The organism is Mycobacterium kyorinense (assembly GCF_001672775.1).
Taxonomy (GTDB): Bacteria; Actinomycetota; Actinomycetes; order Mycobacteriales; family Mycobacteriaceae; genus Mycobacterium; species Mycobacterium kyorinense_A.
This window is the reverse complement of the sequence record NZ_LZKJ01000185.1, coordinates 1-26,661: the sequence shown is the minus strand read 5'-3', so window position 1 is coordinate 26,661 and position 26,661 is coordinate 1. Positions and strand designations below refer to the sequence as shown.

The following is a 26,661-nucleotide window of genomic DNA, read 5'->3' as shown; positions in this document are numbered from 1 at the left end:
CCGACGCACACACCGTGCTTGTGCATGAACGCCAGCGTGGAGGCGACCTCACGCAACAACGTATAGCGTTGGGCGTCAGTGATGTTGAGGCCGCGCGCGGCTAGCACCGAGGAATGGTTGAGCAGGTGCTGAAACTCTGCGGTGGTCCGTGACACCCCTTTGACGGTGGTCAAGTCGATGAAGAACTCGTCGGGAATGGCCGGCATCACAAAGCCCGTTGAGGCGCCACCGTCTTCGACAAGAGCACAGGGCCAGGCCGCACTGGAGATCAGCCGTTCAGCCTCGGCATAGGACAGCGAATCTTCCACCAACGCAGGCATAGCCGCCAGCGCGGTGAAATCAACTCCAGCGCGCATCGCGGCCTTATATTCCTTGTAGACCATCGACATCGCGAACTTGGTCTTCACATTAGGCGCCCGATACACCACCCCCTGACCACCCTGACCGATCTTGGCCAACACCCCCAACCGCTCACGCGCAATCACCTGCCGCGTCATCGCAAACCTCCCACGAGCACTGTCGACCGGGTCAGTACGAGTCAAAGTTCTGGGCAGCGACGGCCATTCCGTGACCGGTTGCGTCGTTGATGAAGCGCGACCAGCCCCCACTGGCCACGATCGTCCAGCCGTTGGCGTGATAGGTCTGGCCATTCGAGAGCTGCTGCATGGTCGAAGACGAGCCGATGTCTGCGGGATTGTGATCGACAATGCCCGCGGTGTTGACCGCAACCTCGGGTGCGGGATCAGTACACGTGTACGCGTTGGTGATGACCTCGCCCGGGATACACGTCTGGCAGGTCACCTGGTCGGCGGTGACTTGGCAGCTCGTCCCGGACAGAGTCTTGAAGTACGTCGACGTGGGGACCGCCCCTGACGATGGTGCCGGTGGCGCTGATTGCGCTGGCGTCGGCGCGGGTCGCACGGTTGGAAGCGCAGCAGCCGGGGCCGGTTGTGCGGTCGGGGGTCGCGATCGGTGCGACTGCTTCACGAGCAGATAGCCGACAACGGCGATCGTGCCGACCAAAGCCGCGATGACCGCCCAAAGCGCGGGCATCAGGACTGCGCCGCGCGGAGGTTGTGCGCCCGCTGCGTTTTCCTGAGCACGCGACTGGTCAGCAGGCGGCAGCGTCGCCGGGATGTCGTTGTGCCATTGCTGGCCGTCCCAATACATTCGGCCCGGCTTGCCGCTGGGGTCCGGGTACCAGTCGGCGCCCCGTGGCTGCGTCATCAGCTTCTTCTCCTCGGGACAGATATCCGGCGGCGCGACCGGCGCGATTGCGTGCGTCGGCCAGTTATGTCGAGTGTCGAAGTCACGCCAACGTTGACAAAACCGCCTTGGCGGATCCTTGGCGCACCGTGCTCGGACGTTGTCGGCACGGCCAACGTGTCGCGTTCGATCATCTGCCGTGTCATTGCAGACCTTCCACGGCGCTGGGTTCCCGCGACTGCACCACACTTTCGGGTACGACCGGCGTTCGTGGCCAGACCGCAACCAAGGTTCGGTCATCGTCGAAGGTCTCCCGGCTGAAGTCCACCGCGTGGGCAAACTCGATCAGCGAAGGCGCCGGTGCTTTTGTCAGGACTTCGCGGAGCAAATCGCCCACCCCGCCCTGCCCGGTTCCCAGCGGATCACCGATTCCGTCGGTGCCGATCAACAGCACATCGCCGTTGGCCACGTCGACCACTTGGGGTGTCACTTCGGTTGGCACGCGAGGCAATCCAATAACCGCCGATGAGGCGATCCCGGACTCCGTGGGCACCTTGCCGACGACAATCTCGACGAACTGTCCCGCTGAGAGCAGCCAGGCAGCCGAATCGCCGGCACTCACCAGATAAGCTCGCAGGGTTCCCGCGGCGGTGGGTTCGACGATCGCGCACACCAAAGTCGTCGCGAGTTCCTGCTCGGCGCGTACCGGGTCGGGGTTGTCAAGTCCCAGCAGGCGTTGCGCCCGCTCGGTGAGCGCCCACGCGGTGCTTTTGAGCAGGCCCAGCCAGTCGGTGCCGGCGATGTCGTCGCCCAGCTGAGTGTGCAGCCATTCGGCGGCTTGCTTGATGGCGGCGCTTGCGCCGATATGCGACTGCGGTGACCCCGAAACACCGTCGGCGACAAGAACAACCACGCGTCCATCGGGAAGAAGGTGTATCGCGAAGTCATCTTGGCGTGGCGCCCCGTTGTAGCGATGCAGGTGTCCGCGCTGCGACACTCCGCGCACGGTCATCGCGTCGGTGGACCACCCATCGATCACCACATCGGGACGAAACGGCAACGAGCAGTAGTCCGGAGCAATTGCTGATGGTTCCACCGTCGGCGACGGTGATCCCACGGTGATCTGCGGAACGGCAGTGGGCCCAACAACTTCGGCGACACGTGGAACTTCAGAATCCGATGCGCTTGGTGCCGTGGGCTCTGGGGCGGGAGCCGTTGGCGGCACTGCAGGCGGTTGGAGCGGCGCAGCAGCATTCCCGTCGCGGGGTGACCCGTGTTTTCGGTTCCGCCACGCGATCATGGACGTTGGCCTACACGACGTCGACGGCTAAGGTAAACCCTTCTGGTTTTTCGAATTGCAGTTCAGCCGAGCCGGACGCGATGGCTTGTCCCGAGCTGATCACCGACTGCGTCAGCGAGGTGAGGAACTCGGAGATCGCCGCGCCCGCGTCCACCCCGCGGGCGGCAACGAACGCGAAGTGCGGCTTGGTCGCGACCTCACCTATAACGGCGGCGTCGGCATCCCCGATGCCAAAGGCAAGGATGTTGGGTGCCGCGGGTTGGGATAGCAAGTTCGCTCGAACTGACCGCCAATCTTCGTTTTCGTTCGGTAGCCCGTCCGTCAAGAAAAACACCGCAGGCCGGTGCACGGTATAGCCCTGAGCTTTCAGGCTGGGAACATCGACGCTGATACGGTAGGCGAGTTGGTCGAACGCCGCGGCATACGAAGTCAGACTCTGCGCTGTCAGCACCGGCATCCCTTGGAGGACACGCAAATCGGCCGGCTCGAGGTAGGTGAACGAGGTGTCGGAGAAGCCGATCACCGATAGTCGAACCTTGGCGGCGGCGAAGGACTCTCGTTGCAAAGCGTCGTGCAACGAAGCGAGGCCGTTGTTGAGTTCGTCGATATTGCGGCCCATCGAGCCGGACTCGTCGGCAACGAAGTAGACCAGAAGAATCGATCCCTTAGGCTCCACCACAGGACACCGCACTCTCCCCGAGCGACTGGGTTGATCAGCACAACCGGCGTAGCTCGGCGGTCAAAGTGTACTGCCGCACTCGCTCATTGGGATCGTTTCTTTCGCATTGGCCAAAACGTCAACGCGGCCGGCGGCCAGCCGCCAAGCCACCGAAGATACGGCGCGTGACGTGCGTACCAACGTTGACAGGAACCACTCAGGAACCGGCGGGTTGCAGCCGATTTCGCCGATGACCGGTCGACGGAGCCCAAGCGGTGGAGAACGTTGGTCAGCCTTGCGTGTAGACGGAAAAGCCGTCGCCGTAGCGCGCAACAGTTTTGATTTCCCGCTCAACCGAGGCGAGCGGCTGGGCCTGAGCGCCCTGGGAACCACCGCCGGTCTCTTCATTACCACTGGAGGCGATGCCCACCAAGGTAGGGCCCTCTGCGAACCAGGGACCGCCTGAGTCGCCCGGGAGCTGCACAATGTCGGCGGTGAGCAGATCTAAATCCGGGCGACCCGTGGAGTAGGACACGTTGGTGATCGTGCCATTCGTGCCCGTGGTCCGTTCGCCATAGAGCCGCACATGATCACCAACCTTGGCGGTTCCCACGCCCGTGAAAAATGCCTCGATGCCGAAGGTCTTGTAGGTGTAGACCACCGTGAACCCGCGTGAACCAATCAGTTTGCCGTCACCATCTTCGGCATCTGGCTGCCACGCCACGACTTCACCGATCTGATCGCCGAAGGTGTTGTACACCCGTTGGTTAAGCTGGCTCGCGCAGTGTCCGGCGGTGATGGCGAGCTGATCGCCCACGGAGTCGGTGGCGAAGAATCCCAGCGAGCAGTTGCGGTTGCCGAATGTCAGCCGCATCCCGACGGTCAGAAGACCGGCGGCGTGTGTGGTCGGCGGAATGGTCGTTGCGACTGCGACGGCGATAACCAATGCGGTGAGCAACTTCGTGATTGCATGTGTCCGTTCGACATTCAGCTGATTGTGAACGTGGAACTGTCGCAACTTGCCATCGGCGGTGCCGCGTGTAGTGAATGACTTCCTCATTTGTGGTTCCCATGCCAGAAGACTCCGGGCGATGTGCCTTCAACTATGTGTGCTAACGCCCTGAGCGGTTAGCACACACAGGATGGAGGAGAATACTTGGAGGATTCTCAAAAAATTCCGCGGTGGATAGCGACCTCGTTAGGTTCCCGACTGCTACCCGCAGCTATTGGTCACAGAACTGCCGTTCGGCGACGAACGGGTCAGCCGGGATCCGTAAATTCGTACGGGACAACGAACCGGTCAGGTTGTGCCAAAAGCGCCCCGGGCTCATTGGTTGGTTCACCGAGTCCATGAGTTCTTTGAGGCTGGTACAGGACAGGGCGTGCCGTGCCGCAAGCGCTTGCGCCTTCGTCACTTCCTTCCTGTCCGTCATGTTGCTGATTGCGGCGGGGTCGGCGTATTCACCCAACGCCCACGCGACCGGCATCCACTTCTCGTGGCCCGGCCTGCCACGCTGTTGCAGCAGCAAATGGCCCGACAGTGGGGAAGCCAGGCCGTTGACGTCGATCACCGTGCCGTCTAGCGGCGTCACTACAGCGGCCGTACCCATGTTGTCGTAGAAAAAGCCAATTCGGTCCGGCACCGACGACGACAGTGGGACGGTCCAGGGTGGCCCATTTGCATGGTCGCCGGTGCTCATCACCAGCGTGCGGTCGCCGCGGCTGAACAGGTTGGCCAGGGTGGGAAGCTGCGCAAAGTTCCGCAGACGCGAGTCGGTTGTGGTGAGGTCTGGGTTACCGGCGTAGTGGATCGTCTCGTAGGCGCGTTCGTTGGCGATGTCGCCCGGACCATACTGCTGCCCCTGGTAAGGCGAGTGCATGGTCAGCCCGGCGACTAGCGCCCACGCCGTGAGCAGCGGGGCGCCGATCACGCTGGCGCGTCCGGCCGGCAGCATCATCACTGGCAACAGCAGCGCAAAGACGACCGGGATCCACATGCGCGCGTGCATGTAATCGCCGCCGACCTTCACCACATACAGGCCCAGCAGTAGGCCAGTGAGCACGGGTGTAGCCATCAGAATGGCACGCCGCCGGTCGATGGTGGTCCGGCTGAGCAGCACTCCGATGCTGACGACCGTGATCAATAACAGCGGAACCCAGAGTCGGTAGGCGTCGTAGAAGTCGGTGAGGTAGCCGATTCCACGCCCCCAGAGCGTTCCGCCGGCCTCTTTGGCCAAGGCCGGCATCGGCACCGTGATGCCGTAGTAGCCCATGCGGAAGATCTGGTATCCCGCCGGCAGCAACGCGCCGATCCCGGCGTAGGCGAGTCCGCGGCGCCAGCCCGGTCGCACGATCAGCAGCAGCGCAACTGCGAATACGCCGGAGCCCAACGCGAAGTCCGGCCGCACAAGCGGACCGAGGCCGACCACGACCGCAACCGTCGTAAGCCGCGCGCGGCTTGCGTCTTCGGTGACCGACACCAACAGCCACCACGCCAGGCCGAGCCAGAAAAGGGAAAGACCAGTTTCCAGTCCGGACGTGGCGAACTCCCAAAACCCACGGATTCCGAGTGGGACCAGGGCGCCTATCGGTAGCAGCACGCCGGCCGCGCCGCACTGCCGGTGCAAGCTGGCACTGCCGCGCAACGCCAGCGCCAGGCCGGACACCGCGAGCACCAGGCCGAACACGACCGCATCGACCGCAATGTCACCGCGAGCGACGAACGCGACCGCAGTCACCAGCCATGTCCACAGGGGGCTGGTGTCCACCTCGTCGCGTTGGAATGGGTTGTAGTTGGGCCCGGCGCCCGCCAGGATCTGCCGTACCTCGCGGACCACGATCATGCCGTCGTCGCTGATCCATCGGTGCTCGAAGGCGAGCACACCGAAGAGGACGACGGTCAGGATGCCGACGGCCAGGGTGATAAGCGACGGGGCCCGGGCCCAGAGCGTTGCCTCAGAGGGCAGCGGGTCGCGCGCGGACAGCGGCAGCGTTGTCGCCCGCGAGGCGTCTGTCGGCGGGTCGGCGATGGTGCTCATGAGCGACGGGTCGGGGCGAGAGTCAGATCGCTGCTGTCGTTGCTCTCGCGCGTCCACTGTGCACCGGTCGGGGTGGTCGTGGCCGGACACGGTGTGGTGTCACGCCCTGCTAAAACGGGCATGGGTGCGACCTCCTTGGACACGGCGGACCCGCGCCGCAACCGGTAGCGCAAATATCACATACATCTGATCGCTGCGACTGGTTTGGGAAAAGAGTTAACAGTAACGTTTACGTCCTTGACCGTCTCAGTAAGTTCCCAGGTTCGAGTTCTCGCTCAAGACATGGCTTGCCAGCGGCCTAACCGCGGCGACATCCGTACTGGTTTAGCCCGGCGCTGTGCGCCTCCACAATACGAATGGCTGTCGGCCATCGGAATGGTCGATGGCTAATGTGAAATGGCTCAAGGCATAGGCGCGGGTCGCCGCGTCCCACTCAGGAAATGTCGCCGGGGGATGACGCAGCAGCAGGTAGTCAGCGTGCCTCATCTGTTCGACATTGGCCTGCTGCCAACGTTTGTCGGCGATGAATCCAGCTGGGTAGAAGCTGACGCGGTTGTCCCAATCGGTGTTCTGCGTCAGCGCGACGCCGCGCCCGTCGACGTATGACGGGCAGCGATCCGTCGGGGCGGTGTAGACGTCTGCCGCCAAGGGGAGGCTGATCGCATCGGAGTAAACGCATGCGCCGTCAGGAATTTCGGCCATGAGCGCGCGGAGATCGCCTTGGCCCCGAAGGTCGCCGAGTTGGGTGCCGGCGCCGATCGCGAATGTGACCGCGAACGCGGTAACGAGCAGCACGCCCTTCCGAATGACGAGCAACCGGCTCACGAGGAAAGCGATTGCCGGGCCGAGGGACTCGCCGTAGTGGGTGAAGTAGGTCGGCGACGTGGCGAACGCCAACCCGGTAATCCCGGCCACCGCTGCCCACAGGGCGATGAGCGGGTCGAATCGCCGTAAGGTTGCTGCGGCGAGAAGGGCAAGCAGCACAAGGGCGACGGGAACCGCGACTGCCCGCAGTCCGACCATGTCGACGATCCGGTCCACGCCGTCGAGCACAAATGGATTGTGCGGACGCCTGAGCTGCGTGACGACGACGTCGTGCCAGGCGTCGGCTGGAGCAGAAATTACAAACGGTGCGACGACGACCGCCGCGCCGAAAGCGCCGCCTGCGCCAAGCGGCAACAGCGACTTCATGTTTCGTGTCCACAGCAGATAACCGATGACCGCGGCGATGTATGCGAGGGCGAACAGCTTCAGCGCGACGGCAGTAACGAGAAAAAAGCCCGCTGCGACGAGTTCGAACCGCGAGGGCTCGTGACGGCGTAGCAGAAGCCAGACTGCGACGAGACAGGCGCAGGTGGCAAGTGGCTCAAGCAGAATCGTTTGTTCGGCGACGACCGCGTTGGGCATAAGGGCGTAAAGCCCGGCGGCCACCAGCGCGCGACGGTTGCTCGTCGCCGGGTCGCCCGGCAGGCGACCGGCGAGCCGGTGGACCAGAAGGATGTTGAGCGCAACGATTACCTGCATCTCGACCCGCCCGGCGGCCATTCCGACCGGGTCGCCGAAGAGGTACCCGAGAACGGCGGCGGGAAGGAGGACGAGCGAGACCGCGGGCGGGTGGACGATGGTGAAGTCGCTGTAAGGCAGATACCCGTCAAGCAACAGCCGGGCCGCGGCGTAATAAACGCCGTCGTCGTATTCGAGCACGCCCGAGAGGTTGTGCGGCGGCCACCACACCAACGTACGGAGCACCACGCCGACGACAATCACCGCGGCGAGTGGCAATGCACCGACGAGCCTTCGCGACGGCATCTGGCCTGCCGGGGGCTCAGCTTGGTCGTGACCTGTTCGGCCCTTTAGTGATTGAGGAGGCTCCACCCCGGCCGGCGGGCCCTGACCGCAAGGTTCGGTGTTTCCCAGCATCGGCCCGCCTTGGAGTTTTCTCACGCTGTCAGCAGACCTTACCGGCAAAATTCGAGCGACTTTCAAAACAGCGCCGGCAGGCGGATCGGCGAAATCCGCGATCATGGCCGCCGACTGGTCTGGGCGCGTCACAATAAGAGACGACGCCGCCGGCGACCAGGAGGGCTGGAAAGGCGATGGGCGGAACCCGTCTCGAGTTCGGTCTTCTCGGACCGTTGTCGTTGACCGTGGCGGATACGCCGGTGGCGCTGGGCACGCCCAAGCAGCGGGCAATACTGGCCATGCTGCTGATCAACCGTAACCGCCCGGTCAGCACGGCATCGCTGATCAACGGCGCCTGGGATCAGTCGCCCGCACCGGCGGCACGCGCAAGCATTCACTCCTACGTCTCCAACCTCCGTGGACTGCTGGGCAGCGCCGACATGGACCCACATGCGGTATTGGCCAGCGCACCCCCCGGCTATCGGCTCAATGTCTCTGACGGCGACTGCGATCTGGACCGTTTCATCGCCGAGAAGACGGCGGGAATTCACGCCGCTGCAGCGGGGCAATTCCAGCAAGCCAGCAATCATATGGCAGCCGCGCTGGCCGAATGGCGCGGGCCGGTACTGGATGACTTACGCGATTTCGCCTTCGTCGAGCCGTTCGCGACCGCGCTGATGGAAGACAATGTGTCGGTTCACATCGCCCGTGCTGAAGCCGAAATCGCCTGCGGCCGCGCCCATACCGTTATCGGTGACCTTGAAGAGCTCGCTGCCGAACATCCCTACCGTGAACCGTTGTGGGCGCAGTTGATCACCGCCTACTACGTGGCTGAACGCCAGTCCGACGCACTGGAGGCCTACCGGCGGCTCAAAACGGTGCTGGCCGAGGACTTGGGCATTGACCCGGGACCCACCGTCGAGGGCCTGCACACGCGAATTCTGCGTCAGGAGCGTCTGGACACCAAGCATGCCGGCAAAACCACTGCGGCCCGCGCTCTTGCCACCGCGCATCCCGCTCTTATACGCCGGTCCCTTGTTGCCGGTTTGCGTGATGCAGCCGGGCGGCGCTACCCGCTAGAGGCGCCAGCTACGCGAATAGGGCGCCTGGCAGACAATGACATCGTGCTCGACGATGTCGAAGTCAGCCGTCGCCATGCCGTAATCATCGATACCGGAAGCAGTTTCATGATCATCGATCTGAAGTCGGCCAACGGCGTGTTGGTGCAGGACCGCCGCCTGGATCCCAATGCCACCCTCGCCGATGGCGATCGCATCCGGATCTGCGGCCACGAATTCACCTTCGAGCTCCAGCCATAACGTGACGTCGGCATTGCCGTCGGTGCGCTCGCCGCAGACCAGCGTGACTACTATTCGCCATGCGACCTCGCGATGGATTGTGCGCCAAGCATACGGCGTCGCTGGTTGCTTACCCTTCCCGTTCTGCGCTGGTAGAGAACCATCTGAACTAGCGCCGTGTGGCCCCGAGAGGCTCGGTCGATGTGTGAAGTTGACGCGGTCGCCCAGTCACCACAGCATCATGCGCGCTCCGTGCGTCGACGACTCGGTTTCCAGTGGTCGACACTGGTGATCCTCCTCGTTGCGGCGATCGTTTCTGTGGTATTGCTGACCACACTTGTGACGTTGTGGCAGCCCAATATCGGCCTATTGGTGGGATGGGCGGATTACTACGTATACCGCGACGGCGGTTACCACGTTCTCAAAGACCTGCCTCTCTACAACAAGACGCTGGGCGGCGGCCCGCTGCTGTATATCTACCCGCCGTTCTCGGCGCTGTTATTCGTGCCGTTGGTCTGGTTGCCCTATCACGCAGACAGGTACATCTGGTCTGGCATCAATGTTGTGTTGCTGATTGCGTGCGTGGTGCTGTGCTTTCGGATCCTGAGCTACCGAATTACGCCGTACCTGGCCGGCGTCTCCGCGCTGCTCGCGCTTGCCTGCGCGTTCTTGGAACCGGTTCGCACCACGCTGTTCTTCGGACAGATCAACCTGCTGATAATGCTGCTGGTGCTCTGGGACGCCTCGCGCAGCCAGCGCAGCCGACTCAAAGGGGTCGGCATCGGTTTCGCGGCGGGCATCAAGCTCACGCCCGCCTACTTCATCGTGTACTACCTGCTCGTACGCCAGTGGCGAGCCGCCGGCGTCGCCGTGGTCACGTTCGCCGCGACAATCGGGCTGGGGTGGTTGGTCCTTCCCGACGACTCCAGGCAGTACTGGCGGGGATATTTCGTTGACCCCGGCTACATCCGCGGGTTCCTCTTCAAGGGGGCTGCCAACCAGACCGTCCGCGGGATGATTGCCCGCCTTTCGGGAACGGCGCCGCCGACCTGGTCGTGGCTGCTGGCCGATGCGTGTGTGGTGGCGATCAGCATGTGGATCGCCGTGCGGCTGTATCGCCGCGGCGAACCCCTGCTCGCCCTCGCCGTTGCCGGGTTGAGCTCTACCGTGGTGTCGCCGTTTTCCTGGAGCCATCACTGGGTGTGGCTCGTTCCCGTGGTCGTCTACCTTGTGCACCGGGCGCTGACCAACGCGTGGTGGTGGGCTGGTGTAGCGATTGTGTGGGCGGTGATGGGCTCATGGGCACACTCGTTTCCTCGTGACCGCGTGCCGCGCGTCGGCCTGTTGTACATGTCGCCCACGGTGCAATGGCGGCCCCTCCTAGAGAACCTCAACCTGATCGTCTATACCGTCCTGCTGGTCGTCGCGGGCGTCATCGCAAGCCGTCTAAAACCCATCGGTCGCCTCGGCCAGCCGCCGGGGGAAGTAGCCACGACTACGCAGCCCGCACCGACGGCGGTGGCCGTGGGCTCATCTGAATGTGACGCGGCGCCGGTCGTGCTTTTCGCCGGCAGCGACCATCCATCGCCGGGTTAAATTGTGTTGTGCGACTTCAGGCGCTGCGCCAGCAGGTCCTTATCCGCGAGTGGTGAAAATGGCATCCGGTGGATAGGTCGGGCCATCCAGGTCGCCGAGTTTCACTAGCGCTGCTGACCAACGCCGCGCCGCTGCTGCTTGCCCTGAGTATCCTCGGCCGCCTGGCCTGGACATTGCTAGTACCCAACGCCGCTGCCGTCGGCGATCTGCACGACTTTGTCGGGGCAGCGGCGACCATTGGCACCTCGCATCGGCTATATGACTACCGCTACATCAGTCACGTCGCCCCGCCGTTGCCGTTCGCGTACCCGCCGTTCGCCGCGATCGTGTTTTTCCCGCTGCACCTACTGCCGTTCGAGGTGGTGGCGTGGGTGTGGCGAGTCGGCATCGTCGCCGCCGTCTACGCCCTCGTGCGGCTCAGCCAGCGACTGCTGGGCGGGTCGGCCGGCGGACATCGCACCGCGATGCTGTGGACGTCGGTGGGCATCTGGATCGAACCGCTGCGCAGCACCTTCGACTGGGGACAGGTCAGCCTGTTTTTGGAGGTGGCGGTGCTGTACGCGGTGTGCAGCACGCGGTGGTGGGTTTCGGGCGCGCTGGTAGGGCTCGTCACCGGGATCAAGCTGACTCCAGCGATCAGCGGGCTGTACTTCCTGGGCGCGCGCCGGTGGGCAACCGCGGTGTTCGCGGTGGTGGTGTTCGCCGGCACGGTCGCCGCGTCGGTGCTTGTCCTCGGTGACCAAGCCCGCTACTACTTCACCGATCTGATCGGCGACACTCATCGGGTCATAGGGTCGGTGGGAGCGTTGAACAATGAGTCCTGGCGCGCCGGCCTGTCCCGGATCCTCGGCCACGATGCCGGCTATGGGCCGCCGGTAGTGGTGGCTCTCGCCGTGACAGCGGTGCTGATGTTGCTGGCGTGGCGCGCCGTCGGCACATCCGACCGGCTCGGCGGCATTCTGATGGTGGAACTGTTCGGGTTGCTGCTGTCGCCGGTCTCGTGGACGCACCACTGGGTGTGGTTACTGCCGCTGATGATCTGGCTGCTCCATGGGCCGCTGCGTGAGCGTGCCGGGGCGCGCATCTTGGGCTGGGGATGGTTGGTACTGACTGCGCCGCCCTGGCTGCTGAGACTCGTCCAGTCGATGACGCCGCGGGGCAGTCACCCGTGGTATCTGGCTTGGACGGGGATGGCCTATATCGCCGCGACGTTGATCACGCTGGCCTGGGTGGCCTCAACGTCGCTATCTGATCGACGTCGCGCACCAACCCCGAATTCCGCTGCCCGATTGGAAGAATCGACCGACTGCTCGCCTATTCGCTAGCTGTCCGTCGTGAAGCCACCGGGCCCAATCGATTTCGCATTATCCGGCGACGTCTCCAGCAGCAGCTGGATCGGACGTCGCCTCGTCTCGAGAGTTCTCCTCCAGCGTGGTGCGCAATCGGGCCAGTGCCTGACGGACCTGTACGCCGTCTGTGGTCGCCCAAAACGGCGGTAATGACGCGCGCAGATAGCCGCCGTAGCGGGCGGTGGCCATCCGGGAGTCGAGCACCGCAACCACGCCGCGATCGTCGATACCCCGCAGCAGCCGGCCGGCGCCCTGCGCCAACAGCAGCGCGGCATGGCTGGCCGCCACTGTCATGAAGCCGTTGCCGCCGTGCGCGGCGACGGCGCGCTGACGGGCCGAGAGCAGCGGGTCATCGGGCCGAGGAAACGGAATTCGGTCGATGATCACCAACGACAGCGATGGCCCCGGCACGTCGACACCTTGCCACAGCGACAGCGTGCCGAACAGCGATGTCTCGGGATCGTCGGCGAACTGCTCGACCAGTGCGGCGGTGCTGTCGTCACCTTGGCAGAGCACCGGGGTCTCCAGTCGTTCGGCCATGGCCTCGGCGGCCGCCCGCGCCGCCCGCATCGAGGAGAACAAGCCAAGCGTCCGCCCACCGGCAGCAGTGACCAGGTCGGCGATCTCGCTCAGCTGCTCGGCCGAACCGGTGCCGTCACGGCCCGGCGGAGGCAAATGTTCAGCAACGTAAAGGATTCCGGCCTTCACGTGCTGAAACGGCGAACCGACATCGAGTCCGCGCCAGCGGGGCAGGTCGTCGCCGCCGGTCAGACCCCAGGCCGAGGCCATGGCGTCGAAACTGCCGCCAATAGCCAGCGTGGCCGAGGTGAGGACGGTGGTAGAGCGCTCAAACAGCCTGCCGCGCAACAACTCCGCCACTGACAGCGGCGCCACCCGCAGGATCGCCCGCACACTGCCCCGGTTGTCTTCGTGGTCCAGCCACATCACGTCTGTGCGGTCAGGAATCGCCGGGACAACCGAAGCCAGCATGCGCGCCGCGGTGTCGCTGATATCGGTCAGCGCGGTTACGGCTTCCGCCCGCGCCGAGGCGGCCTTCGGGTCGCTCGGCGCCGTGTCGATGGCCGATCGGGCTTTGGCCGACGCATCTCGCAGCACGGTCAGATAGCTGGCCATCTCGTCATCGAGGCGATCGATCCGTCCCGGTGACGCGTCGTGGATCGCCGCCGAAAGGGTGGCGGTCGCAGCCTCCAGGCGTTCGGAGAGTTCTGGATCGATCAGGCGGGCGGCGCGCCGATGGGCGACGCCCAGCGCCGTCGCCGATAGCTCGGCCGTCGCCACCGACGTCACCCGGTCGACCAGGTCGTGGGCTTCGTCGACAACGAGCAGATCATGCTCGGGCAGCACCGCCGCTTCGGAGATGGCATCGATGGCCAGCAGTGCATGGTTGGTGACGACGATGTCGGCGGCGCCGGCGCGGCTTCTCGCCTTTTCCGAAAAGCAGTCGGTGCCGAACGGGCAGCGTGCCACGCCGATGCATTCCCGCGCCGAGACGCTGACTTGGCTCCAGGATCGGTCGGGCACGCCCGGACGAAGCTCGTCGCGGTCGCCGGTCTCGGTACTCGACGACCACTCGACCAGGCGCTGCACGTCGCGGCCCAGCGCGCTGGTAGCCATCGGCTCGAACAGCTCTTCCTGCGGCCGGTCGTCGGGCTCGGTGACCGAGCCGTTGTGGATCTTGTTGAGGCACAGATAGTTTCCCCGGCCTTTGAGTAGCGCGAACTCCGGTCGCCGGGGCAGGCTCTCGGTCAGTGAGTCGGCCAGCCGTGGCAGGTCACGGTCGACGAGTTGGCGTTGCAGCGCAATCGTGGCGGTTGAGACCACAACGGTTCTGTCGTCGGTGATTGCCCGAAGGACCGCAGGCACCAGGTAGGCCAACGACTTTCCGGTGCCGGTGCCGGCCTGCACGGCAAGATGCTCGCCGGTTTCGAAAGCCTGCGCGACGGCGGCGGCCATCTGCAATTGGCCGCTGCGCTCACTGCCGCCCAACGCTGCCACGGCGGTGGCCAGCAGATCAGGCACGGACAGCTCGGTCGTGGTTACTCCTGGTTGGTTTGGTGATGCGGGGCCGGGATCTGGGTCGTGGGAATCGCGGGGTCACCGCCCGACAACATCAGACCCTCCCACGGCAAGCTTCTCAAGCCGGCGGCCACCAGCGTGCGCGCCGCCCCCAGGTTGACCTCAACCACCGGCTGGCCGTCGCGGACCAGCGGAATCGTCAACACCCGGCAGTCATCGGCGGCTTTTGGGGGATGGCCCGCCGGATAGACGACCTCTTCAGTGATCGTCCCGCTCTGGCGGGACAGTCGCAGCGCCTCCTTGCGGCCGCCCTGCGACGTTTTGTGGGCGCTGCGCTTCTGCACCGGGATGCCGTCGACCTCGACCAGCTTGTAGACCATGTTCGCGGTCGGCGCCCCCGACCCGGTGACCAGCGAGGTGCCGACCCCGTAGCTGTCCACCGGTTCGGCGCGCAGCGCGGCAATGGCGAACTCGTCGAGGTCGCCGGACACCACGATGCGGGTCCGCGTCGCACCCACCCGGTCGAGTTGCTCGCGGACCTGGCGGGCCAGCACCCCCAGCTCACCGGAGTCGATGCGCACCGCCCCGAGACCGGTTCCGGCGGCCGCCACCGCGTTGGCCACCCCGGTCGTCACGTCGTAGGTGTCGACCAGCAGCGTGGTGTCGACGCCCAGCGCGTCAACCTGGGCGCGGAATGCGCCCGTCTCGTCGGGGCCGTCGGGACCGGTGTGCAGCAGGGTGAACGAGTGCGCGGCAGTGCCCTCGGCGGGTACGCCGTATCGGCGCTGGGCTTCGAGGTTAGACGATGCGGCAAAGCCGACGAGGTAGGCGGCACGCGCTGCGGCGACGGCGGCCTGCTCATGGGTGCGCCGAGACCCCATCTCGATCAGCGGGCGGTCCTGCGCAGCGCTGACCATGCGCGCAGCAGCCGAGGCGATCGCGGTGTCGTGGTTGAAGATCGACAGCGCCAGCGTTTCCAGCACGATGCATTCAGCGAAACTGCCGTGTATTGAAAGCACCGGCGACCCCGGGAAGTACAGTTCGCCCTCGGCATACCCGTCGACGTCGCCGCGGAACTGATAGTCGCCGAGATAGCGCAACGTGTCGGCATCGAGAAAATCCGCCAGTGACGCAAGCGCGGCATCGTCGAACCTGAACTGCGGCAACGCTTCCAGGAACCGGCCGGTGCCGGCGACCACCCCATACCGCCGTCCTGCCGGCAGCCGCCGCGCGAACAGCTCGAAAGTGGCCCGGCGATGAGCCGTCCCGTCTCGCAACGCTGCCGCCAGCATCGTCAACTCGTATTTATCGGTCAGCAGCCCAGGGCAGGCCGAGTGGTCCACACCGCAACGGTATCGGTTGGCGTGGCTACCGCGATTGCTCGGTATCCTGGAAGTCATGGTTGCGTCAGCGCCGACCAAGCCGGGAACAAGCGGGCAACGCCAGGCTGATCCGGTCGAGGTCACGGCTAGCCCGTGGGTCACCATCGTGTGGGACGACCCGGTCAACTTGATGAACTACGTGACGTATGTCTTCCAGAAGTTGTTCGGGTACAGCGAGCCGCATGCCACCAAACTGATGCTGCAGGTGCACAACGAAGGCAAAGCTGTGGTGTCGTCGGGTAGCCGGGAGTCCATGGAGGTCGACGTGTCCAAGCTGCATGCCGCCGGACTGTGGGCCACCATGCAGCAGGACCGGTGAGCTTCGGGCGTGCGCAAGTGGAAGCGGGTCGACACCGCCGAAGGTCCGCGTTTTCGATCCGCTTTGGCGCCGCACGAGGTGACGTTGCTCAAGAATCTGGTCAGCTCGATGATGGGCCTGCTCGAAGATCGGGAATCCTCTTCTCCGGCAGATGAACTCGAGCAGATTACCGGTATGCGCACCGGTAACACCGAACCTCCGGACAATGCGACGCTACGCCGACTGCTGCCGGACTTCTCTAAGCCCGACGACGACGCGTCTGAATCCGCGGACAGCCTTAACGCTGCGCTGCGCAGTCTGCACGAGCCGGAAATCATCGACGCCAAACGAGTTGCGGCACAAGAGCTGTTGGATACGTTGCCAGACGGTGGGGGCCGGTTCGAGCTGACCGAAGACGCTGCCAATGCCTGGATTGCAGCCGTCAACGACCTTCGCCTCGCGCTGGGCACGATGCTCGACATCCGCCCCGACGGCCCGGATCGGCTACCCGACGACCATCCGCTGGCTCCACACCTCGACGTCTATCAGTGGCTGACCGTCCTGCAGGAATACCTGGTGCTGGCGCTGATGGGGAATCGATGAACTCGATCGCCGATGTCGCCGGCATCCAAGTGGGCCACTGTCACCGATTGGACCCGGACGCCACTCTCGGTGCCGGCTGGGCCAGCGGGGTCACCGTCGTTGTGGCGCCGCCCGGCACGGTCGGTGCCGTCGACGCCCGCGGCGGCGCCCCGGGCAGCCGCGAGACAGACCTGCTCGACCCGGCCAACAGCGTGCGCTACGTCGACGCGGTGCTGCTGGCCGGCGGCAGTGCCTACGGGCTGGCTGCCGCCGACGGGGTGATGCGCTGGCTTGAGGAGCGCGGTCGCGGTGTAGCGATGGACGGCGGTGTGGTGCCCATCGTGCCGGGCGCGGTCATCTTCGACCTGCCAGTCGGCGGCTGGGATTGTCGGCCGACCGCCGAATTCGGCTACGCCGCCTGCGAAGCGGCCGGCACCGATTTCGCCCTCGGCAGCGTCGGCGCCGGAACCGGCGCCCGGATAGGGGTCCTCAAGGGCGGCGTGGGAACGGCCTCGGTGACGCTGCCGTCGGGTGTCACCATCGGGGCCGTCGCGGTCGTCAACGCCGCGGGGGAGGCGATCGACACGAACACCGGGCTGCCCTGGCTGGCGTACCTGGTCGACGAGTTCGGGCTGACGCCGCCGCCGGCCGAGCAGATCGCGGCGTTCGCCCAGCTGAACGCAGAGGCAAGCCCGCTGAACACCACAATCGCCGTGGTCGCTACCGACGCGGCGCTGAGCCCCGCCGGGTGCCGGCGGGTCGCCATCGCCGCCCACGACGGGCTGGCCCGCACCATCCGGCCGGCGCATACCCCACTGGACGGCGATACAGTATTCGCACTCGCCACCGGCGCCGTCGAGGTGGCGCCACCGGCTGAGACCCCGGCCGCGCTCTCCCCGGAGACCGCGCTGATCACCGCAGTCGGCGCGGCGGCCGCCGATTGCCTGGCCCGCGCAGTACTGGTCGGTGTGCTGGCCGCCGAGTCGGTGGCCGGAATACCGACCTACCGGGACCTGTTGCCCGGAGCATTCAAGTGAGGAAGAGAACGTGCTGGTAATTCGTGCCGACCTGGTCGACGCGATGGTCGCCCACGCGCGCGCTGACCATCCCGACGAAGCCTGCGGTATCTTGGCTGGCCCGGAGGGCTCCGATCGCCCGGAGCGCCACATCGCGATGGTCAACGCCGAACGTTCGCCAACCTTCTACCGGTTCGATTCGGCCGAGCAGCTCAAGGTATGGCGTGCGATGGATGCGGCCGACGAGGTGCCGGTGGTTATCTATCACTCGCACACCGCGACCGAGGCCTATCCCAGCCGTACCGACATCAACCTGGCCGCCGAGCCCGACGCGCATTACGTGCTGGTGTCCACCCGCGACCCCGACCAGCACGAATTGCGCAGCTACCGCATCATCGACGGCGTCGTCACCGAAGAGCCCGTCACCATCGTCGAGCATTACGAGGAGCACCAATGAGCGTCACCGTGTCCATCCCGACCATCCTGCGTCCGCACACCGGCGGGCAGAAACGCGTCGAAGCGAGCGGCGACACACTGCAGGCGGTGATCAGCGACCTGGAGGCCAACTACTCCGGTATCACCGAGCGGCTGGTCGACAACGGCAAACTGCATCGCTTCGTCAACATCTACGTCAACGACGAGGATGTGCGGTTCTCCGGCGGGCTGGACACGACGATCGCCGACGGCGACTCGGTCACCATCCTGCCCGCTGTCGCCGGTGGCACATGAGATACGACTCGCTGCTGCAGGCCCTAGGCAACACGCCGCTGGTGGGCCTGCCACGACTGTCACCGCGCTGGGACGACGAACCGCATGTCCGGCTGTGGGCCAAACTCGAAGACCGCAACCCGACCGGGTCGATCAAGGACCGGCCGGCGCTGCGGATGATCGAGCAGGCCGAGACCGACGGCCTGCTGGCGCCGGGCGCCACCATCCTGGAACCCACCAGCGGCAACACCGGTATCTCGCTGGCGATGGCAGCCCGGCTGAAGGGCTACCAGCTGATCTGCGTGATGCCGGAGAACACCTCGATCGAGCGACGCCAGTTGCTCCAGCTCTACGGTGCCCAGATCATCTTCTCGCCCGCCGAGGGCGGTTCCAACACCGCCGTGGCCACCGCCAAGGAGCTGGCAGCGGCCAACCCGTCGTGGGTGATGCTTTATCAGTACGGCAACCCGGCCAACACCGACTCGCACTACTCCGGCACCGGCCCCGAATTGCTGGCCGATCTGCCGGAGATCACCCATTTCGTCGCCGGACTGGGTACCACCGGCACGCTGATGGGCACCGGCCGGTTCCTGCGTGAGCAGGTGCCTGACGTCCGGATCGTGGCCGCCGAACCCCGTTACGGCGAAGGCGTCTACGCACTGCGCAACATCGACGAGGGCTTCGTGCCGGAACTGTATGACCCTGCCGTCCTGACCACTCGCTACTCGGTGGGCGCCGCCGACGCCGTGCGCAGAACCCGAGAGCTGATCGACGTCGAAGGCATCTTCGCCGGTATCTCCACCGGCGCGGTGCTGCACGCCGCGCTCGGTATCGCGTCCAAGGCGCTCAAGGCAGGCGAGCGCGCCGACATCGCATTCGTCGTCGCCGACGCCGGCTGGAAGTACCTCTCCACTGGCGCCTACGTCGGTAGCTTGGACGAAGCCGAGGACGCGTTGGAAGGACAGCTATGGGCGTGAGCGGCGCGGGTCGACACCCGGTGCCGTCGACCGCGCAGCCCAAGAAACGTTCGACGCTGGTGGTCGGCGGGGCCACGATTCTCAGCTTCGTGGCGCTGCTCTACGTCGTCGAGCTGTTCGATCAGCTCGGCGGACATCAATTGGACCGCAACGGCATTCGGCCGCTGGAGACCGACGGGCTGTGGGGCATCATCTTCGCTCCGCTGCTGCACGCCAACTGGGCGCATCTGATCGCCAACACCGGCCCGGCGTTGGTACTCGGCTTTTTGGTGACGCTGGCCGGGCTGTCCCGGTTCCTGTGGGCGACGGCGATCGTGTGGATCGTCGGTGGTTTCGGCACCTGGCTGATCGGCAACGTCGGCTCGCCGTGCGGTGAGACCGACCACATCGGCGCGTCGGGCCTGATCTTCGGTTGGCTGACCTTTTTGCTGGTGTTCGGCTTCTTCATCCGGTCGGGCTGGCAGATCGTCATCGGCATCGTGGTCCTCTTCACCTATGGCGGGGTGCTGTGGGGGGCCGTCCCGGTGCTCAACGTGTGCGGGGGAGTGTCCTGGCAGGGGCATCTGTGTGGCGGGATCGCCGGAGTGCTGGCCGCCTACCTGCTGTCCAGCCCCGAGCGCAAGGCGCGCGAGCGCCGCCGGGCGCTGCCGACGTGAGCCGTCCACTGGCACCCGTCGGCGTTTTCGACTCCGGCGTGGGAGGCCTCACCGTCGCGCGGGCGATCATCGACCAGTTGCCCGACGAGGACATCGTCTACGTCGGCGACACCGGCAATGGCCCCTACGGTCCGCTGACCATCCCTGAAATCCGCGGGCACGCCCTGGCCATCGGCGACAACCTGGTCGGGCGCGGGGTGAAGGCGTTGGTGATCGCCTGCAACTCCGCGTCTTCGGCGTGCCTGCGCGACGCCCGCGAACGCTACGACGTTCCGGTCGTCGAAGTAATCCTGCCGGCGGTGCGGCGCGCCGTCGCTGCAACCCGCAATGGCCGCATCGGCGTGATCGGCACGCAGGCCACCATCGCCTCGCACGCCTACCAGGATGCGTTTGCTGCTGCCCGTGACACCGAGATCACCGCGGTGGCCTGCCCGCGGTTCGTCGACTTCGTCGAGCGAGGCGTCACCAGCGGTCGCCAAGTCCTTGGCCTGGCGGAGGGCTACTTAGAGCCACTGCAGCGCGCCGACGTCGATACCTTGGTGCTGGGATGCACGCACTACCCCTTGCTGTCCGGATTGATCCAGCTGGCGATGGGCGAGACCGTCACGCTGGTGTCCAGCGCCGAGGAGACCGCCAAGGAGTTGGTGCGGGTGCTCACCGAGCGGGACCTGCTGCGCCCGCATGACGCGCCGCCGGCCACCCGAGCGTTCGAAGCCACCGGCGACCCCGAGGCATTCACCCGGCTGGCGGCGCGGTTTTTGGGGCCCGCGGTCACCGGTGTTCAACCGGTCCACCGTCAGGTCGGTGTATCGAAATGATCGCGGTCTGCAGTAAAGCGGAGATGTCTTGGCCAACCAGGTGTCGGGCATGGCACAGTAGGGACCGTGCGAATGACCGTCCTCGGCTGCTCCGGCAGCGTGGTGGGTCCCGATTCGCCGGCATCGGGGTATCTGTTGCGGGCGCCGGACACTCCACCGCTGGTCATCGACTTCGGCGGGGGAGTACTGGGAGCACTGCAGCATCAAACCGATCCCAGTGCGGTCCAAGTGCTGTTGTCGCATCTACATGCCGACCACTGCCTGGATTTGCCCGGACTGTTCGTCTGGCGTCGCTACCACCCGACGCCGCCGACCGGTAAGGCGCTAATGTACGGCCCCAGCGACACCTGGTCGCGACTGGGGGCGGCGTCGTCGCCGTACGGCGGAGAGATCGACGACTTCTCCGACATCTTCGACATCCATCACTGGGTCGACGGTGAGCCGGTGACGCTGGGCGCGTTGACGGTGCTGCCCCGGCTCGTGGCCCACCCGACCGAGTCGTATGGCATGCGGTTCACCGATGCCGACGGGGTGTCGTTCGTCTACAGCGGCGACACCGGTTGCTGTGACGCGCTTGTTGAATTGGCCCGCGACGCCGACGTCTTTCTCTGCGAGGCGTCCTGGACGCACTCGCCGCACCGGCCGGCCAATCTGCATCTGTCCGGGACCGAAGCAGGCCGGGTGGCGGCGGACGCGGGCGTGCGGGAGTTGCTGCTCACCCACATACCGCCGTGGACCTCGCGCGAGGACGTGATCAGGGAAGCCAAGGCTGAGTTCGACGGCCCCGTGCATGCGGTGGTGTGCGGCGAGACGTTCGAGATCATGCACTCCCAAACCGACGCGAGCTGATCGCTGGCGTCCGGCTAGGGTTGGCGGCGTGTCCAAACGAGAAGACGGCCGTCTCGACGACGAGCTGCGCCCGGTAACCATCACCCGCGGCTTCACGTCACATCCCGCGGGTTCAGTGCTCGTCGAATTCGGCCGGACCCGAGTCATGTGCACCGCATCCGTCACCGAGGGAGTGCCGCGGTGGCGCAAGGGATCTGGGTTGGGCTGGCTCACCGCCGAGTATGCGATGTTGCCCTCGGCTACCCACACTCGTAGCGATCGCGAATCGGTGAAGGGCCGGTTGAGTGGGCGCACACAGGAGATCAGCCGGCTGGTCGGCCGGTCGTTACGGGCGGCGATCGACCTGGCGGCGTTGGGGGAGAACACCATCGCGGTCGACTGTGATGTGCTGCAGGCCGACGGCGGAACCCGCACCGCCGCGATCACTGGCGCCTATGTGGCGCTGGCCGACGCGGTGACCTACTTGTCGGCGGCGGGCAAACTCTCCGATCCGCGGCCGCTGTCGTGTGCGATCGCCGCGGTCAGCGTCGGTGTGGTCGACGGCCGGATCCGGGTCGACCTGCCGTACGAGGAAGACGCGCGCGCTGAAGTCGACATGAACGTCGTCGCCACCGACACCGGAACGCTGGTCGAAATCCAAGGAACCGGCGAAGGCGCGACGTTCCCACGCTCAACGCTGGACAAAATGCTCGACGCCGCGCTTGGCGCCTGCGACAAGCTGTTCGCCGCACAACGTGAGGCGTTGGCGTTGCCGTATCCGGGCGTGCTGCCCGAGGGGCCTCCTCCGCAGAAGGCGTTTGGAACCTGACCGAGTTGTTGGTGGCCAGCCGCAACCGTAAGAAGCTGGCCGAGCTGCGCCGAGTGCTGGACGCAGCCGAACTGTCGAGCATGACGCTGGTGTCGCTCGACGATGTTGCGCCGTACGACGAAGCACCGGAAACCGGGGCGACTTTCGAAGACAATGCGTTGGCCAAGGCGCGTGACGGGTATGCCGCGACGGGATTGCCTTGTGTTGCAGATGATTCCGGCCTTGAGGTGGCTGCGCTGAACGGGATGCCCGGAGTGCTGTCGGCGCGGTGGTCAGGTGTGCACGGCGAGGACGCCGCCAATACCGCGTTGCTGTTGGCGCAGTTGCGTGATGTGCCCGACGAGCGGCGGGGCGCGGCGTTTGTGTCGGCATGCGCACTGGTGTCCGGTTCCGGCGAGGTCGTCGTGCGCGGCGAGTGGCCCGGCGCGATCGCACGCGAGCAGCGCGGCGACGGCGGCTTCGGTTACGACCCGGTGTTCGTGCCGTGCGGCTCTGATCGGTCAGCGGCCGAGCTCACGCCGGCGGAGAAGGATGCGGTGTCGCACCGGGGCCGAGCGTTGGCGCTGCTGCTGCCCGCGCTGCGGGCACTGGCGCCGTAGGCCCTGACGCCCATCGGCCCCGACTGTGCGGTTTCATCCGCGACACGCCGCGGCAGACGTATGAAACCGCACAGTCGACGGGCTACAGGCCGAACTGTGCCTTGATGTTCCGAGTCTGGAAGTGCTCGACGATGATGCCGAGCAGTGGGATGGTGCCCGACAGCAGGACGCCGATCGTCTTGGCGATCGGCCAACGGACTTTGACTGCGAGGTTGGCGGTGAAGATCAGATAGGTGAAGTACACCCAGCCGTGCACCACACCGATCCACGTCGGCGGATTGTCCACCTTGACGACGTAGCGCACGACGATCTCGTAGCACAGCGCGATGAGCCAGACGCCGGTCGTCCACGCCATGATGCGATAGCCCACCAGCGCTGTGCGGATCTTCGCTACGGGGAAAATCTGCTGCGCTTCGGGGGTCTCGGGCGTGCTCATGCCGTGGTCCTTCGTTGTCTGTGCTTATCGTTCTTCGCCAATTCGGCCAGGTAGGCGTTGTACTCCCGCAGCGCGGGGTCGTCGGACGGCTGCGATTCGGGTTGAGGGCGCTCGGGCAGTAGTCCGTCGGGTATCTCCGTCACAGCGTTGTCGTTCGACGGCGCGGGCGGGACCTCTTCGTAGCGGACGAACTTGCGGTATGCGTAGACACAGAACCCGGCGAACAGCGGCCATTGCAACGCGTAGCCGAGGTTCTGGAAAGTGCCCGACGTCGATTGAAACCTGGTCCACTGCCACCACCCCAGAGCCAGGCAACCGCAGGCAGCGACGATGACGAGCGCGACGAGCGCCCATCTCCGACGGCGTGTAGTGGACACCCCCTGACCGTACCGCTCACGCCTTGGGCCCGACGAATTCGTCGAGACGCGCTGGTGCGCCCTACCGGTGCACCGGCAGATCCGGCCGCAAACGGAGCGGTACGATCGCTGGGCTTGCGGGCGTGGCGTAACTGGCAGCCGCGCGGGCTTTAGGTGCCCGTGCTCGAAAGAGCGTGAGGGTTCGAGTCCCTCCGCCCGCACCATTCGATAGCGGCATTTGTGCTGCTAGATGATGGCGACCCAGGTCGCAGCCTTCAACGAGGCTCTCGGATACCCAGCGGCTGGGTGCTCAGCAGGCGGACGGTCTGCCACGGTAGCGAATGCGTCTGCTGCACCGGCGGCGGCACTACCGGCGGCACCGAGCCAGCTGCGAGCGCCCCGTGCTCGTAGTCGGCGCGAGCGGCCAACGCTGCGCGGCGCCGGTGTTCACGGTCCACGATGTACGCCAGGCCGGCCAACGCGAGCAGTGGCACGAACAGCCACGGATAGGCGGCGATTGAACCGAGCGCAATGATGGTTACCGGCACCGCGAACGCGACTGCGGCGGCCGGGTGACGGTCGGGCCAACTGCTGTGTGAGCAACGGGTTTCGAGTCCGCAGCGCAGACATGTGTGTCTCGTCATGGTTCCTCTCCTGATGCACCGGATGATATGAGCGGCCACCGACAGATATCGCCGGCTTCGAGGCGCCGCGACGGGTGCCCGGTGCTATCAGGTCAACAGCTCACTTCGATCTTGAAATCTGCGGTTGCCGGCGTGTTCGGATTGTCCGGGTCAGTTCCTTGGGCGGTGCCGGTGATGGTGTAGGTGTCCTTGGAAAAAACGGCCTTCGTCTTGCCTCCACCAGTGTCGGCGACTCCGGTGAAGCCCTCGAAGTTATCGATGTGGACAGACTCGGGCTTGGGATCCTGCCCCAGATCGATGACGGCCTGAATATGGGCGGGCGCGGCGCCGATGTCAGCGGTCAACAGCCATTGCACCTGGCTGCAGGAGACAGCATGCGAGGTACGGGTGTGGCCGTTGATCGTCACCCGGGCGGTCTTCTGGTGCACCGGTTCGGAACGGGGCGAGCACCCCGCGGCGCCTGCGGCCAGCACTGAGGCTGCCAGCACGGTGGCGACGAAACGGATTCTCACCGGCCACCTTCCTTTCACCGTCTCCGGCAAGGTGCGCTGCGGTCATCATCACCGGCCACCACCGAAGAGCGAAAAATGAAGCTTACTGCGACGAGCTCCATTGTTTCCGGCAGCAGGCGAAACGAAATCCCGCGTCCCAGCCGGGCACTTTCGTCGTGAACAAACATTAGGTTATAGTCTGCGTGGTTTACGGGGCGCCGGACCAAACCCAGAGGAGTGGATGCTTGACGCAGCATCAGTCCGAGAAGCGGCGTTGATGTTCACCCTGAGATTCGATATGCGGGCACCGGATGTCGGGGCATCGACGAGCGACCTCTACGCCGCGGCCATCGAGATGTGTTCGTGGGCAGAAACCCGCGGGGCGGTCGCCGCAGTGCTGTCCGAGCACCATGGTGCCGACGACGGCCATCTGCCCACTCCCTTGATACTGGCATCGGCGATCGCTGCCCGCACTAGGCGGTTAGCCATAATGCTTGCGGCAGTGGTCATTCCATTCTGGGATCCGGTCCGCCTGGCCGAGGAAATCAGCGTGCTGGACATCATCAGCAACGGACGCGTCTCCTACGCCTTCGGTATCGGCCACCGTAGCGAGGAATATGAGCACTTCGGCGTCGACATGCGGCAGCGCGGACGGCTGGCCGATGAGCGGCTCGCGCTGCTGCTGGAACTACTGCGCGGCGGATCCGTCACCCGCGAACGTCGGCGCATTCACGTCACGCCGCCCTGTGCGACCAACGGCGGGCCGCTCATCATGATCGCCGGTGGCAGCCGGGCGGCGGCCAAGCGGGCGGCCAGACATGGGTTGGGGTTTATCGCGCAGGCAAACCCGCCGGGCCTCAAGGAGTTCTACGAGTCGGCATGCCGCGCACATGGGAACGAACCGGGGGTGTCGCAGTTTCCCGACGGCAGCGCGCCGACAACGGTGTTCGTCGCGGGCGACCCGGAGCGAGCATGGGAGGAGCTCGGCCCATATCTGTTGCACGATGCGATGACCGCAGCCGCCTACCGGCACGGCGACATAGCGGTGGCCAGCATTTCACGTGCGGAAAACGTGGCTCAGTTGCGGGAAACACCGGGCCCGTATCGCGTTTTCACACCGGGCGAGGCGATCGACTACGTCCGTGGCGGTCGGAGCTTGCCACTCCTGCCGCTATGCGCCGGCCTACCGCCAGACCTCGCCTGGCCCTACCTCGAGCGCGCGGTCGCAGCCGCCGCGGACGCACAGGCAAGTTCCGATCCTGACTGAGGAGATTCATGGCCGCGGAACCAATTCGAGTCGTCGTGTGGGCGACCGGCGGGGTCGGTTCGATTGCGATCGACGCAATTCGGCGACGACCGGATCTCGAACTCGTCGGTGTCTGGGTGCATTCGCCCGACAAGGATGGCCGCGACGCAGGCGAGCTAGCCGGTGGCGCCCCCATGGGCCTAGCGGCAACCAACGACGCCGAGGCGCTGATTGCGCTACGCCCGGACTGTGTCGTGTACACCGCCAGCGGCCCCGAGCGCGACGCCGGCGCGGTTCCCGATTACCTCAGATTGCTCGAGGCCGGAATCAACGTGGTGTCCACGACGTCCACCAGCCTGATCTATCCGCCTGCTTACTTCCAGGCTGAGTGGCGAGATCAGCTCGAATCGG

28 protein-coding genes, 1 tRNA gene and 1 pseudogene are annotated in these 26,661 nt (G+C 65.5%); 17 read left to right on the top strand and 13 right to left on the bottom strand.

The features are described from left to right. The 7 genes from A5707_RS19980 to A5707_RS19950 form a co-directional block, all read right to left on the bottom strand. Nucleotides 1–497: hypothetical protein (locus A5707_RS19980; RefSeq protein ID WP_156658180.1), on the bottom strand; the 497-nt coding region annotated here is incomplete at its 3' end. A 31-nt stretch (nucleotides 498–528) separates the two neighbouring features. Beyond that, entirely contained in the window at nucleotides 529–1,227 is a 699-nt protein-coding gene (locus A5707_RS19975) for a DUF2510 domain-containing protein (RefSeq protein WP_197495387.1), read from the bottom strand. 181 nt (nucleotides 1,228–1,408) lie between these two features. Then, nucleotides 1,409–2,302 carry a protein phosphatase 2C domain-containing protein gene (locus A5707_RS19970; protein WP_197495386.1) on the bottom strand — a complete coding sequence of 298 codons (894 nt, stop codon included), beginning with the start codon at nucleotides 2,300–2,302 and terminating at the stop codon, nucleotides 1,409–1,411. Nucleotides 2,303–2,516: 214 nt separating this feature from the next. Then, entirely contained in the window at nucleotides 2,517–3,182 is a 666-nt protein-coding gene (locus A5707_RS19965) for a vWA domain-containing protein (protein ID WP_197495385.1), read from the bottom strand. A gap of 271 nt (nucleotides 3,183–3,453) precedes the next feature. Further along, nucleotides 3,454–4,224, bottom strand: a complete 771-nt coding sequence (locus tag A5707_RS19960; RefSeq protein ID WP_082969582.1) for a hypothetical protein — start codon at nucleotides 4,222–4,224, stop codon at nucleotides 3,454–3,456. A 163-nt stretch (nucleotides 4,225–4,387) separates the two neighbouring features. Further along, nucleotides 4,388–6,202 (bottom strand): hypothetical protein, encoded by a 1,815-nt coding sequence (locus tag A5707_RS19955; RefSeq protein WP_082969581.1) that lies wholly within the window; start codon nucleotides 6,200–6,202, stop codon nucleotides 4,388–4,390. Between the two features lie 324 nt (nucleotides 6,203–6,526). Continuing rightward, a complete protein-coding gene (locus tag A5707_RS19950) occupies nucleotides 6,527–8,254 on the bottom strand; it encodes an ArnT family glycosyltransferase (protein ID WP_156658178.1) in 1,728 nt (575 codons plus the stop codon). 44 nt (nucleotides 8,255–8,298) lie between these two features. Here A5707_RS19950 and A5707_RS19945 point away from each other — a divergent pair, with 44 nt between their 5' ends. From A5707_RS19945 to A5707_RS19935, 3 genes are all read left to right on the top strand, one after another. Next, a complete protein-coding gene (locus A5707_RS19945; protein ID WP_065016168.1) occupies nucleotides 8,299–9,423 on the top strand; it encodes a BTAD domain-containing putative transcriptional regulator in 1,125 nt (374 codons plus the stop codon). Between the two features lie 180 nt (nucleotides 9,424–9,603). After that, entirely contained in the window at nucleotides 9,604–10,998 is a 1,395-nt protein-coding gene (locus A5707_RS19940) for a glycosyltransferase 87 family protein (RefSeq protein ID WP_082969579.1), read from the top strand. Nucleotides 10,999–11,066: 68 nt separating this feature from the next. After that, nucleotides 11,067–12,323 (top strand): mannosyltransferase, encoded by a 1,257-nt coding sequence (locus A5707_RS19935; RefSeq protein ID WP_065016166.1) that lies wholly within the window; start codon nucleotides 11,067–11,069, stop codon nucleotides 12,321–12,323. A 39-nt stretch (nucleotides 12,324–12,362) separates the two neighbouring features. Here the strand turns inward: A5707_RS19935 and A5707_RS19930 are convergent, their stop codons facing one another. Both A5707_RS19930 and A5707_RS19925 read right to left on the bottom strand, forming a co-directional pair. Beyond that, on the bottom strand, nucleotides 12,363–14,387 hold the full coding sequence (locus tag A5707_RS19930) for an ATP-dependent DNA helicase (RefSeq protein WP_082969578.1): 2,025 nt from the start codon (nucleotides 14,385–14,387) through the stop codon (nucleotides 12,363–12,365). Nucleotides 14,388–14,404: 17 nt separating this feature from the next. After that, nucleotides 14,405–15,727, bottom strand: a complete 1,323-nt coding sequence (locus A5707_RS19925) for a nicotinate phosphoribosyltransferase (protein WP_065016165.1) — start codon at nucleotides 15,725–15,727, stop codon at nucleotides 14,405–14,407. Nucleotides 15,728–15,782: 55 nt separating this feature from the next. Between A5707_RS19925 and clpS the strand changes: the two genes are divergently transcribed. From clpS to rdgB, 11 genes are all read left to right on the top strand, one after another. Then, nucleotides 15,783–16,085 (top strand): ATP-dependent Clp protease adapter ClpS, encoded by a 303-nt coding sequence (gene clpS, locus A5707_RS19920; RefSeq protein WP_065016172.1) that lies wholly within the window; start codon nucleotides 15,783–15,785, stop codon nucleotides 16,083–16,085. A 9-nt stretch (nucleotides 16,086–16,094) separates the two neighbouring features. Beyond that, nucleotides 16,095–16,667, top strand: coding sequence for a DUF2017 domain-containing protein (locus A5707_RS19915; protein ID WP_065016164.1), 573 nt, complete (start codon nucleotides 16,095–16,097; stop codon nucleotides 16,665–16,667). Next, nucleotides 16,664–17,683, top strand: coding sequence for a P1 family peptidase (locus A5707_RS19910; RefSeq protein ID WP_065016163.1), 1,020 nt, complete (start codon nucleotides 16,664–16,666; stop codon nucleotides 17,681–17,683). The genes A5707_RS19915 and A5707_RS19910 overlap by 4 nt, the downstream gene beginning before the upstream one ends. A gap of 10 nt (nucleotides 17,684–17,693) precedes the next feature. Further along, nucleotides 17,694–18,119 (top strand): Mov34/MPN/PAD-1 family protein, encoded by a 426-nt coding sequence (locus A5707_RS19905; protein WP_065016162.1) that lies wholly within the window; start codon nucleotides 17,694–17,696, stop codon nucleotides 18,117–18,119. Next, on the top strand, nucleotides 18,116–18,391 hold the full coding sequence (locus A5707_RS19900) for a MoaD/ThiS family protein (RefSeq protein WP_065016161.1): 276 nt from the start codon (nucleotides 18,116–18,118) through the stop codon (nucleotides 18,389–18,391). The genes A5707_RS19905 and A5707_RS19900 overlap by 4 nt, the downstream gene beginning before the upstream one ends. Further along, nucleotides 18,388–19,347, top strand: coding sequence for a cysteine synthase (locus tag A5707_RS19895; protein WP_065016160.1), 960 nt, complete (start codon nucleotides 18,388–18,390; stop codon nucleotides 19,345–19,347). The genes A5707_RS19900 and A5707_RS19895 overlap by 4 nt, the downstream gene beginning before the upstream one ends. Continuing rightward, nucleotides 19,338–20,003 carry a rhomboid family intramembrane serine protease gene (locus A5707_RS19890; protein ID WP_065016159.1) on the top strand — a complete coding sequence of 222 codons (666 nt, stop codon included), beginning with the start codon at nucleotides 19,338–19,340 and terminating at the stop codon, nucleotides 20,001–20,003. The genes A5707_RS19895 and A5707_RS19890 overlap by 10 nt, the downstream gene beginning before the upstream one ends. Further along, nucleotides 20,000–20,821: a glutamate racemase gene (gene murI, locus A5707_RS19885; protein ID WP_065016158.1), complete on the top strand. Its 822-nt coding sequence runs from the start codon at nucleotides 20,000–20,002 to the stop codon at nucleotides 20,819–20,821. The genes A5707_RS19890 and murI overlap by 4 nt, the downstream gene beginning before the upstream one ends. A gap of 72 nt (nucleotides 20,822–20,893) precedes the next feature. Continuing rightward, on the top strand, nucleotides 20,894–21,670 hold the full coding sequence (locus tag A5707_RS19880; protein WP_065016157.1) for a cyclic nucleotide-degrading phosphodiesterase: 777 nt from the start codon (nucleotides 20,894–20,896) through the stop codon (nucleotides 21,668–21,670). A 28-nt stretch (nucleotides 21,671–21,698) separates the two neighbouring features. Further along, the gene (gene rph, locus A5707_RS19875; protein ID WP_065016156.1) at nucleotides 21,699–22,478 is read left to right on the top strand and encodes a ribonuclease PH; all 780 of its coding nucleotides are present in this window, start codon (nucleotides 21,699–21,701) and stop codon (nucleotides 22,476–22,478) included. Beyond that, nucleotides 22,475–23,077 (top strand): RdgB/HAM1 family non-canonical purine NTP pyrophosphatase, encoded by a 603-nt coding sequence (gene rdgB / locus A5707_RS19870; protein WP_065016155.1) that lies wholly within the window; start codon nucleotides 22,475–22,477, stop codon nucleotides 23,075–23,077. Before rph ends, rdgB begins: the two co-directional genes overlap by 4 nt. A gap of 82 nt (nucleotides 23,078–23,159) precedes the next feature. Here rdgB and A5707_RS19865 read toward each other — a convergent pair whose 3' ends face one another. Further along, the gene (locus A5707_RS19865; protein ID WP_065016154.1) at nucleotides 23,160–23,513 is read right to left on the bottom strand and encodes a DUF3817 domain-containing protein; all 354 of its coding nucleotides are present in this window, start codon (nucleotides 23,511–23,513) and stop codon (nucleotides 23,160–23,162) included. Then, nucleotides 23,510–23,890: a hypothetical protein gene (locus A5707_RS19860; RefSeq protein WP_065016153.1), complete on the bottom strand. Its 381-nt coding sequence runs from the start codon at nucleotides 23,888–23,890 to the stop codon at nucleotides 23,510–23,512. Before A5707_RS19860 ends, A5707_RS19865 begins: the two co-directional genes overlap by 4 nt. 116 nt (nucleotides 23,891–24,006) lie before the next feature. On the opposite strand from A5707_RS19860, the gene A5707_RS19855 reads away from it, so the two are divergent. Continuing rightward, nucleotides 24,007–24,093: transfer RNA gene (locus A5707_RS19855), tRNA-Leu, on the top strand. A gap of 51 nt (nucleotides 24,094–24,144) precedes the next feature. Here A5707_RS19855 and A5707_RS24220 read toward each other — a convergent pair. Beyond that, nucleotides 24,145–24,513 (bottom strand): hypothetical protein, encoded by a 369-nt coding sequence (locus A5707_RS24220; protein ID WP_082969576.1) that lies wholly within the window; start codon nucleotides 24,511–24,513, stop codon nucleotides 24,145–24,147. A gap of 92 nt (nucleotides 24,514–24,605) precedes the next feature. After that, on the bottom strand, nucleotides 24,606–25,055 hold the full coding sequence (locus A5707_RS19845; RefSeq protein WP_082969575.1) for a lipoprotein LpqH: 450 nt from the start codon (nucleotides 25,053–25,055) through the stop codon (nucleotides 24,606–24,608). Between the two features lie 226 nt (nucleotides 25,056–25,281). Between A5707_RS19845 and A5707_RS19840 the strand changes: the two genes are divergently transcribed. Continuing rightward, the gene (locus tag A5707_RS19840; protein ID WP_065016150.1) at nucleotides 25,282–26,271 is read left to right on the top strand and encodes an LLM class flavin-dependent oxidoreductase; all 990 of its coding nucleotides are present in this window, start codon (nucleotides 25,282–25,284) and stop codon (nucleotides 26,269–26,271) included. Between the two features lie 8 nt (nucleotides 26,272–26,279). Continuing rightward, nucleotides 26,280–26,661, top strand: a pseudogene (locus A5707_RS19835) (dihydrodipicolinate reductase); the annotation flags it as partial.